The sequence below is a fragment of the Streptomyces thermocarboxydovorans genome (assembly GCF_039524635.1).
GTDB lineage: Bacteria > Actinomycetota > Actinomycetes > Streptomycetales > Streptomycetaceae > Streptomyces > Streptomyces thermocarboxydovorans.
This window is the reverse complement of the sequence record NZ_BAAAGU010000012.1, coordinates 34767-49081: the sequence shown is the minus strand read 5'-3', so window position 1 is coordinate 49081 and position 14315 is coordinate 34767. Positions and strand designations below refer to the sequence as shown.

Sequence of the window (14315 nt, the reverse complement as noted above, 5' to 3'; positions counted from 1 at the left end):
TCACGGTTCTCGGCGGCAGCTCTCCGCCGTTCTCCGCGCAGCTCTCCGCCGTTCTCCGCCGCGGCTCTCCGCCGTTCTCCGCCCGGCTCTCCGCCGTTCTCCGCCCGGCTCTCCGCCGCCCTGCACGGCCCGCTGCCGGGTGTCCGTACCGCCTCTTGTGTGAACTGCCCGCCAGGCGCGCCCGTTTTAGGCATTTTGTCTGCTTAGCATGCAGGCTCCGCGCCCCGCGGCCGCTGTTCGCCACACATCAGCCGGGGGGCGCGCCCGCCTCGGTGACGAAGGACGCCGCCGTCGGATCACCCCGCCCCGTACGAGAGGACACCGCATGGCGCTGCCGGGCCGTACCGGACTCGCTCCGGAGCACGCCTTCTCCCCGCACGACGCCGTACTGCGCACCGCAGCCCCGCACCTGGCCCGCCGGCGCTTTCTGACCCTCACCGCGGCCGCCGCCGCTCTCGCCTTCTCCACCAACCTGCCCGCCCGCGGCGCGTTCGCCGCGCCCCGGTTGCAGCCGGCCCGCATCACCGAGGACCCGTTCACGCTCGGGGTGGCCTCCGGTGACCCGCTGCCCGAGTCGGTGGTGATCTGGACCCGGCTCGCCCCGGCCCCGTTCGAGGCCGACGGGGGGCTCGGCCAGCAGCGGGTGGAGGTGGACTGGGAGGTGGCGCTCGACGAGTACTTCGTCCTGACCGTGCGCAGCGGCACCGCCACCGCCTATCCGGAGTACGGCCACAGCGTGCACGTCGATGTGCAGGGTCTGGAGCCGGGCACGCCGTACTACTACCGGTTCCGCACCGGCACCTGGATCAGCCCTGCGGGCCGCACCCGCACCGCACCCCCCGCCGGCGAGGCCACCAGCAGCCTGCGGCTGGCCACCGTCGCCTGCCAGGCCTACCACGACGGCTACTACACCGTGCACCGGCATCTGGCGCAGGAGGACGTCGACGTGGTGTTCCACCTCGGCGACTACCTCTACGAGTACGCCGTCAACTCCGCGGGCGGGGCGCGCAATTACACCGACCGGGTGCTGCCGGCGGTGTTCAACCGGGAGACCATCACACTGGCGGACTACCGGCTGCGGTACGCCCTCTACAAGAACGACCCCGACCTGCGGGCCGCACACGCCGCCCACCCGTTCGTCGTCGTCTGGGACGACCACGAGACCGAGAACAACTACGCGGGCGCCGTCGACGAGAACGGCAGCGCCCCCGAGCAGTTCCTGGTGCGGCGCGCCGCCGCCTACCGGGCCTACTGGGAGAACCAGCCGCTGCGCGCCGCCCAGCGGCCCAGCGGCCCCGACGCGCTGCTGTACCGCCGGCTGCACTGGGGCACGCTGGCGCAGTTCGACATCCTCGACACCCGCCAGTACCGCTCCGACCAGGCCTACGGTGACGCCCCGCACGCGCCCGGCCCGGAGTCGGACGACCCGGCCCGCACCCTCACCGGCGACGCCCAGGAGAGCTGGCTGCTCGACGGCTGGGCCGCCTCCGGCGCCCTGTGGAACGTGATGCCGCAGCAGGTGTGCTTCTCCCAGCGCAAGCTCGACCTGACCGCGAACGCCAAGATGTCGATGGACGCCTGGGACGGCTACCGCGCCTCCCGGAACCGGCTGGTCGCCGGGGCGAAGGCCGCCGGGGTGGACAACTGGCTGGTGCTCACCGGGGACGTGCACGTGGCGTACGCCTTCGACATCAGAGAGGACTTCGACGACCCCGACTCCGCCACCCTCGGCACGGAACTGACCTGCACCTCCGTCGCCAGCGGCCGGGACGGTGCGCAGCGGCCGTCCAACTGGGACACCTACATGCAGGCCAACCCGCACATGAAGTTCTACGACGGCCGGCGCGGATATGTGCGGCTCGAGCTGAACCGGCAGAACGCCCGGGCGGACTTCCGGACGGTGCCCGTGGTGACCTCTCCCGGCGCCTCGGTCTCGACGGTGGCGTCGTTCGTCAGCGAGGCGGGCGCGCCCGGTCTGCAGCCCGCCTGATCACGGACGGGGCCGTACGTCGCGCGCTGGTACTGCACATGGCGCGTCCGCGTCACCAAAGCGCGAAAGCACGGCGCTCCTGACATCGCGTCGACTGCCGCGGGCTAGACCTATTGCGCCCGCGGCAGCGCCATCCCGAACGAAGGAGACGTACCGAATGGTCCACCGACATGCCAGGACCGCCCGCCGGACCGCGCTCGGCGCACTCGGCGCGATCGGCGCGCTGGTCCTCGCCGCCCTTCCCGCGTCCGCGGGGGCGGAGCCCGTGCCCACCTCGGGACCCGTGCCCGGCGCGGCCCAGACCCTGGGCGCCGACCGGCCCTCGCCGCAGGTGCTGAACGCCCTGCAGCGCGATCTGAAGCTGACCCCGGCTCAGGCGTCGGAGCGGCTGGTCAACGAGGCGGAGGCCGGCACCCGCGCCGGCCGGCTGCGCAACGCGCTGGGCGACCGGTTCGCCGGAGCCTGGGTGCGGGGCGCGACGGCCGAGGAGCTCACGGTCGCCACCACCGACGAGGACGACGTGGCCTCCATCGAGGCGGAGGGCGCGACGGCGCGGGTGGTCGAGCGGCCGCTCGCCGAGCTGCGGGCGGCCAAGAAGAAGCTGGACGCGGCCGCCGAGCGGGTCAAGACCCTCGAGACCCCGGTGTGGTACGTAGACGTGACGCAGAACCGGGTCATTCTGCAGGCGACGAGCCTCACCGCCGGCGCCGCGTTCATCAAGGCGGCGGGGCTTCAGGCGGAGGACGTCGGCATCCGCGCCACCAAGGACCGGCCGCGGCTGCTGAAGGACGTCACCGGCGGCGACGCCTTCTACATCGAGGACTCCGCGCGCTGCTCGGTCGGCTTCTCGGTGACCGAGGGCAGCCTGGGCGGCTTCGTCACCGCCGGTCACTGCGGTCAGCGGGGCGACTCCACGACCGGCTACGACCGCAGCGCCCAGGGCACCTTCGAGGACTCCGTCTTCCCGGGCGTGGACATGGCCTGGGCGTCGGTCAACGACGACTGGACGCCCACGCCGGACGTGAAGGCGCAGGACGGCCAGGAGGTCCAGGTCACCGGCTCGGTGCAGGCGCTGGTGGGGGCGTCGGTGTGCCGCTCCGGTTCGACCACCGGCTGGCACTGCGGGACGATCCAGCAGCACGACACCAGCGTCACCTACCCCCAGGGCCGGGTGAACGGGCTGACCCGCACCACGGTGTGCGCCGAGCCGGGCGACTCCGGCGGCCCGTACCTGACGGGCTCCCAGGCGCAGGGCGTCACCTCCGGCGGCTCCGGTGACTGCACCTCGGGCGGCACCACGTACTACCAGCCGGTCAATCCGGTCCTCAGCGAGTTCGGGCTGACCCTCACCACGGCCGGTACGGGGGCCACGCTGCCGGCCCCGCAGGACGGCACGGCCGAGGAGTGGGCCGCCGGCCGGGTGTACGAGGCGGGCACCACCGTGGTCCGCGACGGTGTGCGCTACCAGTGCCTGCAGACCCACCAGGCACAGGGAGCGTGGGCCCCGGCCGCCACGCCGGCGCTGTGGCAGCGTCTGTGACCCTGCCGACCGGCTGACCCGTGCCACGCCGACCGGCTGACCCGTGCCACGCCGGCCGCGGCCCCGTGCCGCGGCCGGCGTTCCGGTGTGTCGTCATGGCGTCATGATTACAGAGCGACATGGCGATCACGGCGACCTGGCAGTCATGGCGTCATGTCGTCCGTCACAGCGGTCGATTCGTCACGTCGTCACTGTTCGTCACCACTCGTCACTGTTCGTCGGCGAGCAGTGCGTAGGCCGCGGCCACGAAGGGGTCGCCGGAGCGGAAGCGGCGGGTGCAGGCCGCGGCGATGGCGGTGCCGGTGTCGGGGCGGAAGCCGAGGAAGGCCTGCTGGCCGAGGGTGGCGCCGCTGTGGAAGTACAGGGGACCGCCGCCGGTGGGATGCCGGAACCAGGCGATGGTGTGCACATGCCGGTGCTTGAAGCCCCGCCGCAGGACGGGGGTGCGCACGGCGTGCAGGGCGGGGGCCAGGGCCGGGGCGCGGGAGGGGTCGAGGTGGGCCTCGAGGAAGGTGAGCAGGTCGTGGGGGGTGGCGCGGACCGCTCCCGCCGCCTGGAAGCCGCCCGCGTCGAAGGCCGGCACCTCGGCGCCGTTCCTGCCGTGGCCGACCGCGTCCGGTCCGACGTCGTCGGGGCGCAGTGCCGTGCCCTGCAGGCCGAGCGGCTCGAGCAGCCGGGTGGCGACCAGGTCCTGCCAGGTCGTCTCGGTGGCGGCGGCCAGGGCGTGACCGAGCACGGCGACGCCGAAGTTGGAGTAGCACCAGCGGGTGCCGGGCCGGTGCCGAGGACGCCCGCGCAGGAAGGCGGTGACGACGCGTTCGCCGGAGTAGCGGGCGTAGGGGTTGGTGCGCCAGGCGGGGAGGGCGCGGACGTAGAAGTCGGGCGGGAGGGCCGGCAGACCGGCGGTGTGGGTGATCAGGTGGGCCAGCGTCACGGGCGCGGGGTCCGGCGGCCGGGTGGGGTCGAGGAGGTGTGCGGCCGGTTCTCCGCCGGTGAGCATGCCGCGCTCGACCAGGTCCGCCATCAGCAGCCCGGTGAACGCCTTGGTGGCGGAGCCGATCTCGTAGCGCACGGCGTCGCGGGGGCGGTGCGGGGGCGGTGCGGTGCCGCCGGTGCGGACGATGCGCCGCCCGCGGTGCGAGACGGCGAAGACGGCGTCGGGCGCGTCGGCGGCGGCCACGGCGGCCTCCAGCCGCGCGCCCCAGTCGTCGTCCCCGTGGCCGGCCTCCGGCTCGCCCGCACGACGCGGCATGTGCCGGACCGTCAGCTCGTCGTCGCGGCGCAGCGGGCTGCCCGGCCAGGGGGTGCGGTACGCCGTCGTCATGAGGCGCCGGCCAGTTCGCTCAGGGCGCGGGAGGTGGCGAGGACGGAGGCGAAGGCGGCGACGAGGGTCGAGTGGTAGACCACGTCGAAGACGTCGTCGGGTTCGCCCTCGGGCATCTCCCGGATGGCGGGCATGGCTCCGTCGGGCTGCTGGGCCGCTGCGAACGCCTTCCAGGCCCGCTCGTCGAGGGTGGGGCGGGGCAGGCAGGCGTCGACGACGAGGAGTTCGCCGAGCAGGTCCCAGCGTTCCAGGTCCAGCCAGTCGTCGATCCACACCGGCAGCCAGGTCTCGAGGTAGTCGGCGATGTCCGCGGTCAGGCCCTCGGGGCGCTCGCCCCAGTCGGTGAGGTGGAAGACGCAGTGCGTGATGTCGTAGGCGATCCGGCCCTCGACCATCCAGGGTTCGGGGGTGCGGGCGAGCCAGGTGCCCTTGACCGCCTCCGCCTCCGGGGGGCGCGGGGTGAGGCCGAGGCGGCGCTGGAAGGCGGACAGGCCGAGCCGCCGGGTGGGGGTGGTCTCGAAGACCTCCCAGCCGTCGATCCGCTGGAGCATCGCGGCCCAGCGCTCGATCTCGGGCTGGCTGTAGCCCAGTTCGCGGTAGGGCAGGTAGACCTCGAACGGGATGGGCGACATCGGTTCGATGCGCTGGCCGCGCACCAGCATCCGGCCGCCGTCGAGGGTCTCGCGCCAGGTGGTGTCGAGCAGCCGGCGGGCCAGCTCGGCCTGGCGTGAGCCGGCGACGCCCTCGCGGAACAGCACGCCGCAGATCATGGCGAGCTCCCCGATGGGCTTGAAGCGTTCCAGGAAGCCGGTCTCGGGGTCGACGTCGGGTTCCAGGCGGAAGCCGTCACGGTGGGCCCACAGCCATTCCATCGCGCCCACTCCGACGTTGTGGATCAGGCGGGTGTCGGTCATGCGGGCGCTCCTTGTCCGCTGTGCCGGGGCCCCTTCCGGCCCGCTTCGCCGGTCGCCCTGCCGGTCGTGCCGTCCGGCCGGGCGGTGGTCAGCACGGCGGCGAAGGCGGCCATGAGGGTGGAGTGGTAGTGGTTCATGAAGTAGTGCGGGTCGTCGTCGGCTCCGGCCTCGGCGCCGCCGGAGGCGTGTTCCAGTTCGGGCAGGGCGCCCGTGGGGCGCTGGGCGGAGCGGATGCGCTCCCAGGCGCCGTCCAGGGCCGGTTCCCCGGTGAGGCGGGGTACGGTCGCGGCGACCGCCAGCAGTTCGCAGCCGAGGTCCCACATGCCGGCCTCCAGGCAGGTGTCGAGCCAGGCCGGGAGCCAGTCGTACAGGTAGTCGGCGAGCGCCGGAGGCAGCCCGGCGGGGTTGCGTCCCCAGTCGGTGAGGTGGAAGACGACATGGGTGGCCGCGTAGCCCGCGTCCCGTTCGAAGGTCCACGGTTCGGGCCGCCCGGCGAGCCAGGTGCCGGCGGGCAGCAGTTCCTCGACCGGGGCACGCCGGATGCCGCTGCGCTCCTCGGCGCTGAGGACGGCGAGGCGTCTGGTGGGTTCCTGCTCGGTGAGCCACCAGCTGCGGGTGCGGGCGACGACGGCGGCGGCCTCCTCGTAGGCCCGGTGGCGGTAGCCGGCGGAGGCGAAGGCGCCGTACACCTCCAGCGGGTAGGTGGCGAAGGGTTCGAGGCGCTGCATGCGCCGGAACAGCTCGCCCTCGCCGGTCTGGCGCCAGGCGAAGTCCTGCATCGCTCCGGCGCGGGTGTGCAGGGGGTCGTCGGGGGCGGTGTGGTGGGAGACGGTGGCGCACACCTGGGCGAGTTCCCCGAGGGGTTTCCAGCTGTGGTCGACCTCGCCGTCGGCGGCCAGGGCGTCCTCGCCGAGCGCGAAGGCGGCGAGGTGTGCGCCGGTCCAGGCGAAGGCGTGCTCGGCGACCTCCCGGATCTCCCGGGTGCCGGTCGCGGTCACACGAGTGCCCCGGTGCGTGCGAGCAGCCGGGCCGCCTCCAACTGCAGGGCGACCTGCGGGTCCTGGCCGCCCATCAGCTCGACGAACTCCAGGCCGGCGCGCAGGCCGAGGGTCTCGGGGACGCCGGGGAGCAGGGTGAGCCACCGGCCGACGCCGGCCGCCTGCCGCCAGTCCCTGCGGCGCACGGCGCGGACGAAGCCGCGGGCCACGTCGACGGTGCGCCGGCCGGCGGCGCGGGCCACCGCGTCGTCCTCGCCGGGCAGGGCGAGCGGTGCCAGTACGGCGAGTTGGTGGGTGAGGAACTGCCAGCTCGCCCCGTCGAGCCATCCGGCGTCGGGCTCCTCGGGGCGTTCGGGGACGGACGGGTCCGCCTGGCGCAGGGCGCGCGCCATGGCCCAGTGGCTCCAGCGGACGGTGGGCGCGGCGTCGGCGCGGGGCGGGTAGGCCTCGACGGCCTTGCGGAACACGGCCACCCGGGCCGGGTCCGGCGGGGTGCCCAGCAGGGTGCCGGGCAGCATGGCGTCGGCGCCCAGGACGCGTACGGCGGCGAGAGTGACGTCTCCGGCTTCCTCGGTCCCCGCGGGGAGGACCGCATGGGCGTGGTCTCCGCTCCGGAGAGCGGAGACCACTGAGGAAGCGAGGTCCTGCACCGCGCCCTGCAAGAGGGTCGAAGTGCCTGACTGCTCCATCTTGCTACTCCCGTCGACTCACTCAGCCCTTCTTCGGGCGCGGGGTCGGCGGGGAGAGCAGCAGCTTGCCGCCGCCGGCGAACAGAGCCAGGCCGGCGCACTCCCTGCTGTCCCGGAACACACCGTCGGCCTCGGCCGGGTCGAGTGCGGCCTCGATGTCGGCGCTGCGCACGCCGGTGAGCTTGTCGAGGACCTTGTCTTCGGTCTGCATGACACCATCTCCCTGAGGTGTAGTGAGTACCTGCACCTCCCGATTTACCCATATCGGACAAATAATGCCAACTTACCCAAATACAACTTCCGTAACTTGTTCAACCATTTGGGCTTGACGGGCCCTGAGAGGGCCGACGCGCCGGGCCTCCGCGGGACATGACGACCCGGTAGCAGGCCAAGGGAGCGCAGGTCTCAGCGCACGTCGGCCATCAGAAAGCCGCTGCGCGGACGGGTGGGGACCCGGTGCAGGGGAATGGTCAGATTCTGCTCCGGCACCCTGTACTCCATTCGGGCCAAACGCGCCGCCAGTGCCTCCAGCACGCCGACGGTGAGGCCCTCTCCGGGGCAGCGGTGTCCGGTGGCCGGGTCGCCGCCGCCCTGCGGGATCAGCTCGTCGCGTCCGGCGGGCCGGCCGAGGAGGCGCCGCGGGCGGAAGGCGTACGGGTCGCCCCACAGCAGTTCGTCGTGGTTCTGCCCGTACACGTCGAGCAGCACCAGTCCCCCGGCCGGGACCCATTCGCCGCGCCACATCAGGTCGCGCGCCGCGCCAGTCCGCCGAGGAACGGCACGAACGCCCGGTCCGCGGGTTGCCGCATCGGGTGTGCCCCGGCGTGCGTCGGCACGCCGGGGCCGGTTCGTCAGCCGGGCAGTTTGGCGCGTACCCGTGCGGCCACGGTGGCGGGTACGGCTCCGGCGCGCAGGGAGCGCCGTACCAGGCGGGCGTCGCGCCGCACGTCACGGGCGGTGTGCCGGCCGCGCCACAGCAGGGAGGGGGCGGCGCCGGTGTCGTCGGCGGCGATCAGCAGTCCGCCGAGCATGGACAGGTTCTTCAGGAAGTGGATGCGCCGGCCGCTGCGCGCCTCGGCGTCGTCCTCCTCCCAGAAGCGGTGTCCGGCCAGGGTGGTGGGCACGAGCGTGGCGGCGATGGCGAGCGCGGCCGGGCGGGGCATGCGTCCGGTGGCCAGCATCAGCCCGGCCACCACCTGGACGGCGCCGCTCAGCCGCACCGCCTGCCCGGTGCGGTCCGGCAGAACGTCGACGCGTTCGGTGACGGGCTGGACGACGGGCTCGGCGGCCGGAGCCACGTCCTGGGGGCGGCGGACGGAGTCCAGGCCGCCCGCGAGGAACATCGAGGCCAGCATCGGGCGGCCGAGGACACGCAGCACACTCATGGACAGCTCCTGGGATCTCGGGGGTGCGGGACCGGCCGGGTTCCCGGGTGGCGGGCCGCCATGCCGTGCTGCCGGGACAGGTGACGGGCCGTCCTCACCAGTACCGGGTGGTCAGGGCCGGCTGGTGGAGGGCCTCCACGGCGTCGCGCAGGCGCAGGGCGACCCCGATGGTGGCGCGCAGGGCGGAGGGCCGTGCGGTCTGGGCGGTCTCGGTGGCCAGCACCAGCAGACAGCCCGCGGCCTGCTCCACCACGGAGACCGGCAGGGTGTAGTCGTTGTCGGCGGCGGCCCGGAACGCCTTCAGCGGGATCCCGGCGCCGTCGACGGTCCGCTGCGCGGCCTGCTCCAGATGCTGGACGGCCTGCTCGCACAGCGAGGCAGGCAGGGTGAGGGTGCGCTGGAACGGTGTACTCGTCATGATCCAGTGGTCCCCCGGCCCGGGCCCCGGCGATCGGCGGCGGGCGGGAATTCACCGTCCTGCGTGAGTGGTTGACGGCGGATGTCCCGCCCGCCGGTTGCGTGGTCGCCGGTGGCTCAGCGGGTGACGACGTGGTGCTCGTCGGGAACGCAGTGGGTCATGGTGAGGCCCGCCACGTCGCGTGGCGGGTTGTCGCCGAGGTTGGCCAGCCGCTTGCGGTCCTCGTCGGTGAGGTCCTGGCTCGCCAGGGGTTCCAGGGTGGCGACGTCCTCGGGCGTGATGCCGAGCCCCTCGCCGGCCCGGCGGCCGAGGTCGTTCTCGGCCGGCAGGAAGTGCCAGACCATGCGCTCCTGCACCGGGCGGTCGCACTGGGAGAGCAGGGTTGCGAAGTTGTGCACCAGGTCGTCCCGCTCCCAGTCCTCCATCAGCAGATAGCGCCGCCGGGGCGCGCCGAGGGCGGCGAGAAGCCCTTGCCGGGTCAGTCGCGGGGCAGCGACTCGGAGCCCTGGCCTCTCAGCTGCCGGGCGGCGGCCCGGAGAGGAACCAGTCGAGCGCGGCGGTGAGCTCCTTCGGCTTCTCCACGGGCAGCTCGTGCCCGGCGTCGATGATCCGGATCACCGCGTCCGGGTAGTGCGTGGCCATGCGCAGCATCTGCTTCACCGGGAGCTGGATGTCGTGGTAGCCGTGCACGATCAGCGTGGGCACTCGGATCTCGCCGACCCGGTCCAGTACGTCGAAGGCCCGCATGGCGTCGTACAGGGTCATCACGACCTCGCGGGGCGTGGCCGCGGAGGCGCGGATGTACTCCCTGACCTCCTGGCGGGGATACCCGGGGGCGAAGGCGCGGTGGATCTGGGCGGCGATGAACAGCTTGAACGGCACCCGCGCGGACGCGGCCATCAGCAGTCCGCGTCCCCGGCTGTAGACCATGCGGCTGATGGAGTTCACCAGCACGAGCCGCTCGACCCGCTCGGGGTGGGTGAGGGCGATGACCTGGGCGATCATGCCGCCCATCGAGTGTCCGACCGGGATGAACCGTTCGACCTTCAGATGGTCGAGCAGGGCCATCACGTCGCGGGCGAGTTCCTCGACGGTGCGGGCCGCGCCGCCGCTGCTCTCGCCGTGTCCGCGCAGGTCGAGGCGGATCACCCGGCGCCCGGCGGAGAAGTGCTCCATCTGGTGGTCCCAGCGGTGCCGGTCCGCGGTCCAGCCGTGGATGAACACCAGGGGCACGCCCTCGGCGTCGCGCGGCCCCTCGTCGTCGTAGATGAGTTCCGCGCCGTCGGCAGCGAACTGCGGCATGGGGCCTCGCCTCCTGGGTCCCGTCGGGTTACTGATCGGTAGGGTAGCGTCGGCGCGGGCGGCCGTCAGCGGTGTTCGCCGAGGAAGTCCAGGATGTGCCCGTAGACGTCGAGGGCGGCGCCCCGGCCGAGGAACGTGTCCAGGTGGCCGTAGCCGGGGATCTCGGTGTAGCGCACGTCGAGCCGGGGCTGCCGTCGGGCGAGCACCTGGTGGCAGAGCTTCTGCGAGTCGAGCCACAGCCCGTTCTCACTGCCGGAGATCAGCAGCACGGGGGTGTCGATGCGGCCGGCGGCGTCGAGCGCGTTGGGCGGCAGGGCGCGGTAGCGGTGGTCGGTGTCGTGCCAGCGCACCACGGTGCGGGCGAGTTCGATGCGCCGCAGGTGCGGCAGGATCCACAGCGGCGCGGGGCCGAGGAGGTCGGCGAGCCGGCCGTGGGTGGTCTCGCTGAGGTGCTCGTGCACGAACAGCGAGGCGCCGGTCCCCCAGGCCGAGTTGTGCAGGATCTGGCAGGTCGGGTCCGGGCAGTCGGCCTTGCGGGAGGCCAGGGCGAACAGCGGGGTGTACTTCGACCACAGGCCGACGGAGCGGAAGTCGACCGGGATGTGGTCGATGCGGGACCTCAGCAGCTCCCCGGCGAGCGACATCCGCAGCGAGGTGCGTCCGGCCAGCTTGGGGGTGAGGAACACCCCCTGGGAGACCACTCCCGCGAGGCCCGGCACCAGGCCGGCGGTCATGCTCAGCGACAGGCAGAGCGAGCCGATGCAGTGGGCGACCACGAACAGCGGCCGGTCTCCGATGCGTTCGCGGACCCGCGCGACGGCGGCGGGGATGTCGTAGAGGGCGACGTCGTCGTAGGTGTAGCGCCCGCCGGTCGAGTTGTAGGGCAGCCGGCAGCTGCCGCGCCAGTCGAGCAGCCAGGGCTCGTAACCCTCGTCGAGCAGGACGTCGACCAGGTTGCGGGTCTCCGGCAGCAGGAACATGTCGGCGGAGGCGGTGTGCCCGTGCAGCAGCAGAACGGCCGGCCGGTCGCCGCTGCCGTTGCCACTTCCGACGCGGGTGAGGCCGAGGCGTACCCCGTCGCCGGCGCGCAGCGGGATCTCCTCGACGGCGGACGGGTCGAGCCGGTGCTGCAGCGGGCGCAGGGCCGGTGTGGTCCTGACCCGGCGGAGCACGGGCGCGTTGGTTTTCCTGGTCCTGGTCTGGAAGATCATCGGTGGCGCTCCGTGAGGGTGGTGGTGCGGCGCAGGTCGAGCAGGTCGGCGGCGGCGCGGGCGAACGGTCCGATCAGTCCGCGGCCCATCTCGAGACCGAACCAGGCGAGCCAGGTCAGCTTGGCGGCCCGCTTCTCCTGGCTGGTCAGCCGAGGGTCGACCTTGATGCCGTCGATCTGGTCGCGGACGTAGGAGTCGGCGGGTACGACGACCTCGCCGGCCAGCGTGGCCGGTTCCCCGGCGGGGCCGATCTCGACGGTGAGGGCGCGGGTCTGCCGCCACAGGTCGCGCCGGGCGCGGGCATGCTTGCGGCCCTCCAGCCACCAGCGCCCGCCGCTCGCGTCCACCAGTTCCAGGCGGTAGCGCAGCAGTTGATGCTTCATGCCGTGCCGCTGCGGGATGCCCTCCTCGGGGCGGACCCACACGTCGCCGCGCTCCACGGTGAGCGGTTCGGCGTGCAGCGCGGGGCAGGTGACCGTGCCGCGCACGTCGACCCGGCGGTCGCTCACCAGCTGGTGCATGCTCGCGATGGAGAGGGTGAGCGCCATGGAGCACGGCACTTCGGCGGGTGCGCCGACCGGTCCGACCGTGCCCTCGGTGGTCTCGGAGAACCACAGGTAGGGCGGGTCCTCCTTGGCCGGGAGCCGGCCCAGACCGTCCTCGGCGAGCCTCTCGAACGTCTTCAGCTGGGCGCGTGCGTCGTAGCGCCGGGCGGGCGGCAGGCCCAGGGCCTCGACGAGGGCGGCGGTGCGTTCCATCTCGGCGGCCGGTCCCTTGAGGGTGGCCTCGCACAGCTTCAGCGCCGTGGGACTCTGCAACACGCGGGTGAGGAAGGCGAGTTCGGGCACGGGCTCGGCCTCCAGCCGGGCCAGGGTGCCGGTGCGCCACTCGTCCCAGTCCTGCACACGCACGTGCATGCCGCCGAACGCCATGTCCCGTACGACGTCGTCGAGGGTGCTGGGAACGCCGGTGAGGTTGTAGTCGAAGCCCCAGGCGTCCGGTTCGCACACGACGGCCGCGGCGACGCGGCTCACCCAGTCGACGGGGGCGGCGTTGAGGTACCGGAAGGCGGGCACGGTGCGGAAGCGGCCGAAGGCCGAGATCAGGCCGCTGCTGAGGTCCTGCGGGTTGTAGGCGCCGGTCTTGGTGTGGCCGCCGATGCCGCCGGGGCGCAGGGCGGTGACGATCAGCCCGTGGTCGCGGGCGCGGCGCAGGGCCACCTCGGCGGCCCACTTGGACTGGTCGTAGCCGGACACCAGGCGGTCGATGTGCGCGAGGGGGTCGTCCTCCCCCATGGAGGCGATGCCGACCTCGTTGAACACGGCGATGGAGGAGATGTGGTGCAGCGGCTTGGGCCGCCCGGTCGCGGCCAGCTCGGCGAGGGTGAGCGGGCCGAGGACGTTGCTCCCCCGCAGCGACTGGTAGCCGCGCAGGAAGTCCACGGCGGCGGCGACACCGACGATGCTGTCCAGCTCCTGGGCGAGCCGCGCCCAGGTCTCGTCGGACAGCCCCAGGCGCGGGCGGCGCATGTCGCCGGGGAGGACGGTGATGCGCCGGCGCACCTCCGACGACCAGGGCAGCCGGTAGCTCTTCAGCGCCTCGCCGAGCCGGGTGAGCGCCGCGTCCTCGTCCTCGGCGCGCACCAGGCAGTACACGTGGGCGTCGCTGTAGCGCAGCAGGTCCAGCAGCATGTGCCCGCCGAGGAACCCGGTGGCCCCGGTGAGCAGGATCCGGCGGGGCGGGACGGGCTCCGCGTCGGAGACGAAGGGAAGACGGTCGGCGAGCGCCAGGTCGGCGAGGATCTGCTGGAGATCCTCGGGACGGGCGGTGGCGGGGCCGGCCGAGGTGGTGGCGGGGCGGTCTGCTGAGGAGGGCTGGACGGCGGGTGGTACGGGGGCGGGGACCCGCGGTGCGGGGGCAGGTGCAGGGGCACGGTCCTGCGGTGCGGAGGCCGGGGCCGGTGACACAGGGACCGAGGGTGGGGCGGCCGGCGTTGCGCTCACGGACGGTATGGAGGCGTGCGGACCGCGGCGGGCCAGACTGATCGGGCGGCCGTCCGTGAACACCTCGTCGAGGTCGAGCACGATGCCGAGCTCGTCCTCCAGCGCGGCGGCGAACTCGACGGCATCGACGGAGGAACCCCCGGCGTCGAAGAAGTCGGCGTCCACGGCGAGTTCTCCGCCCGGGAGGAAGCGCCCGGCGACGGCGGAGATGGCCGCCGCCAGGGCGTCGGCGTCCTGCGCGGCGGGGCCGCTCTCGGTGCTGCCGGACTCCGTACGGGACACCGGGCTTTCGGGCTCCGTGCGGGAGACCGGGCTTTCGGACTCGGTACGGGACACCGGGCCTTCGAACTCCGTACGGGACACCGGCCCCGCGCAGTCCGCCCCGGTGTCCGACGCCGCGTCCTCCGCGTCGGCGGTCTGCGCGCGCCGGCGTTCGGAGACCCTGGCCAGCAGTCCGGGGACGTCGAGCGGGCCGCCGCCGCGTTCGATGGCCTCGGCCTCCGCAACCGTGTCCTGGTTCACCTCACGCATGGGAGCCCTT

Annotated in this window: 12 protein-coding genes and 2 pseudogenes; 2 read left to right on the top strand and 12 right to left on the bottom strand. The window is 73.4% G+C overall.

What is annotated here, in order from left to right; genetic code table 11:
* The first annotated feature begins 325 nt into the window (after positions 1-325).
* Positions 326-1990 (top strand): alkaline phosphatase D family protein, encoded by a 1665-nt coding sequence (locus ABD198_RS07745; protein WP_343998790.1) that lies wholly within the window; start codon positions 326-328, stop codon positions 1988-1990.
* A 157-nt stretch (positions 1991-2147) separates the two neighbouring features.
* Positions 2148-3530, top strand: a complete 1383-nt coding sequence (locus ABD198_RS07740) for a trypsin-like serine protease (RefSeq protein ID WP_343998788.1) — start codon at positions 2148-2150, stop codon at positions 3528-3530.
* Positions 3531-3738: 208 nt separating this feature from the next.
* Here ABD198_RS07740 and ABD198_RS07735 read toward each other — a convergent pair whose 3' ends face one another.
* From ABD198_RS07735 to ABD198_RS07680, 12 genes and pseudogenes are all read right to left on the bottom strand, one after another.
* Complete coding sequence (locus tag ABD198_RS07735; protein ID WP_343998786.1) at positions 3739-4854, bottom strand: serine hydrolase domain-containing protein; 1116 nt, start codon at positions 4852-4854, stop codon at positions 3739-3741.
* Positions 4851-5768, bottom strand: a complete 918-nt coding sequence (locus tag ABD198_RS07730; protein WP_343998784.1) for a DUF6895 family protein — start codon at positions 5766-5768, stop codon at positions 4851-4853. The genes ABD198_RS07735 and ABD198_RS07730 overlap by 4 nt, the downstream gene beginning before the upstream one ends.
* On the bottom strand, positions 5765-6766 hold the full coding sequence (locus tag ABD198_RS07725) for a DUF6895 family protein (protein WP_343998782.1): 1002 nt from the start codon (positions 6764-6766) through the stop codon (positions 5765-5767). The genes ABD198_RS07730 and ABD198_RS07725 overlap by 4 nt, the downstream gene beginning before the upstream one ends.
* The gene (locus ABD198_RS07720) at positions 6763-7455 is read right to left on the bottom strand and encodes a hypothetical protein (RefSeq protein ID WP_343998780.1); all 693 of its coding nucleotides are present in this window, start codon (positions 7453-7455) and stop codon (positions 6763-6765) included. The genes ABD198_RS07725 and ABD198_RS07720 overlap by 4 nt, the downstream gene beginning before the upstream one ends.
* Positions 7456-7477: 22 nt before the next feature.
* A complete protein-coding gene (locus ABD198_RS07715; protein ID WP_343998778.1) occupies positions 7478-7666 on the bottom strand; it encodes a hypothetical protein in 189 nt (62 codons plus the stop codon).
* 194 nt (positions 7667-7860) lie between these two features.
* Positions 7861-8279, bottom strand: a pseudogene (locus ABD198_RS07710) (cytochrome P450); the annotation flags it as partial.
* 27 nt (positions 8280-8306) lie between these two features.
* Positions 8307-8840: a DoxX family protein gene (locus ABD198_RS07705; protein ID WP_343998775.1), complete on the bottom strand. Its 534-nt coding sequence runs from the start codon at positions 8838-8840 to the stop codon at positions 8307-8309.
* 94 nt (positions 8841-8934) lie between these two features.
* Complete coding sequence (locus tag ABD198_RS07700) at positions 8935-9258, bottom strand: hypothetical protein (RefSeq protein WP_343998774.1); 324 nt, start codon at positions 9256-9258, stop codon at positions 8935-8937.
* A gap of 116 nt (positions 9259-9374) precedes the next feature.
* Positions 9375-9698 (bottom strand): annotated as a pseudogene (locus ABD198_RS07695) (catalase-related domain-containing protein); the annotation flags it as partial.
* 73 nt (positions 9699-9771) lie between these two features.
* Positions 9772-10560 carry an alpha/beta fold hydrolase gene (locus ABD198_RS07690; RefSeq protein WP_343998773.1) on the bottom strand — a complete coding sequence of 263 codons (789 nt, stop codon included), beginning with the start codon at positions 10558-10560 and terminating at the stop codon, positions 9772-9774.
* Positions 10561-10625: 65 nt separating this feature from the next.
* Complete coding sequence (locus tag ABD198_RS07685) at positions 10626-11771, bottom strand: alpha/beta hydrolase (protein WP_343998771.1); 1146 nt, start codon at positions 11769-11771, stop codon at positions 10626-10628.
* A complete protein-coding gene (locus ABD198_RS07680; protein WP_343998770.1) occupies positions 11768-14305 on the bottom strand; it encodes a thioester reductase domain-containing protein in 2538 nt (845 codons plus the stop codon). The genes ABD198_RS07685 and ABD198_RS07680 overlap by 4 nt, the downstream gene beginning before the upstream one ends.
* Between the last annotated feature and the right edge of the window lie 10 nt (positions 14306-14315).

Bases quoted from the DNA above. Each gene is read 5' to 3' on its own strand.
- ABD198_RS07745 (WP_343998790.1), top strand. From the start codon at position 326: ATGGCGCTGCCGGGCCGTACCGGACTCGCTCCGGAGCACGCCTTCTCC.
- ABD198_RS07740 (WP_343998788.1), top strand. From the start codon at position 2,148: ATGGTCCACCGACATGCCAGGACCGCCCGCCGGACCGCGCTCGGCGCA.
- ABD198_RS07735 (WP_343998786.1), bottom strand. From the start codon at position 4,854: ATGACGACGGCGTACCGCACCCCCTGGCCGGGCAGCCCGCTGCGCCGC.
- ABD198_RS07730 (WP_343998784.1), bottom strand. From the start codon at position 5,768: ATGACCGACACCCGCCTGATCCACAACGTCGGAGTGGGCGCGATGGAA.
- ABD198_RS07720 (WP_343998780.1), bottom strand. From the start codon at position 7,455: ATGGAGCAGTCAGGCACTTCGACCCTCTTGCAGGGCGCGGTGCAGGAC.
- ABD198_RS07715 (WP_343998778.1), bottom strand. From the start codon at position 7,666: ATGCAGACCGAAGACAAGGTCCTCGACAAGCTCACCGGCGTGCGCAGC.
- ABD198_RS07705 (WP_343998775.1), bottom strand. From the start codon at position 8,840: ATGAGTGTGCTGCGTGTCCTCGGCCGCCCGATGCTGGCCTCGATGTTC.
- ABD198_RS07700 (WP_343998774.1), bottom strand. From the start codon at position 9,258: ATGACGAGTACACCGTTCCAGCGCACCCTCACCCTGCCTGCCTCGCTG.
- ABD198_RS07690 (WP_343998773.1), bottom strand. From the start codon at position 10,560: ATGCCGCAGTTCGCTGCCGACGGCGCGGAACTCATCTACGACGACGAG.
- ABD198_RS07685 (WP_343998771.1), bottom strand. From the start codon at position 11,771: ATGATCTTCCAGACCAGGACCAGGAAAACCAACGCGCCCGTGCTCCGC.
- ABD198_RS07680 (WP_343998770.1), bottom strand. From the start codon at position 14,305: ATGCGTGAGGTGAACCAGGACACGGTTGCGGAGGCCGAGGCCATCGAA.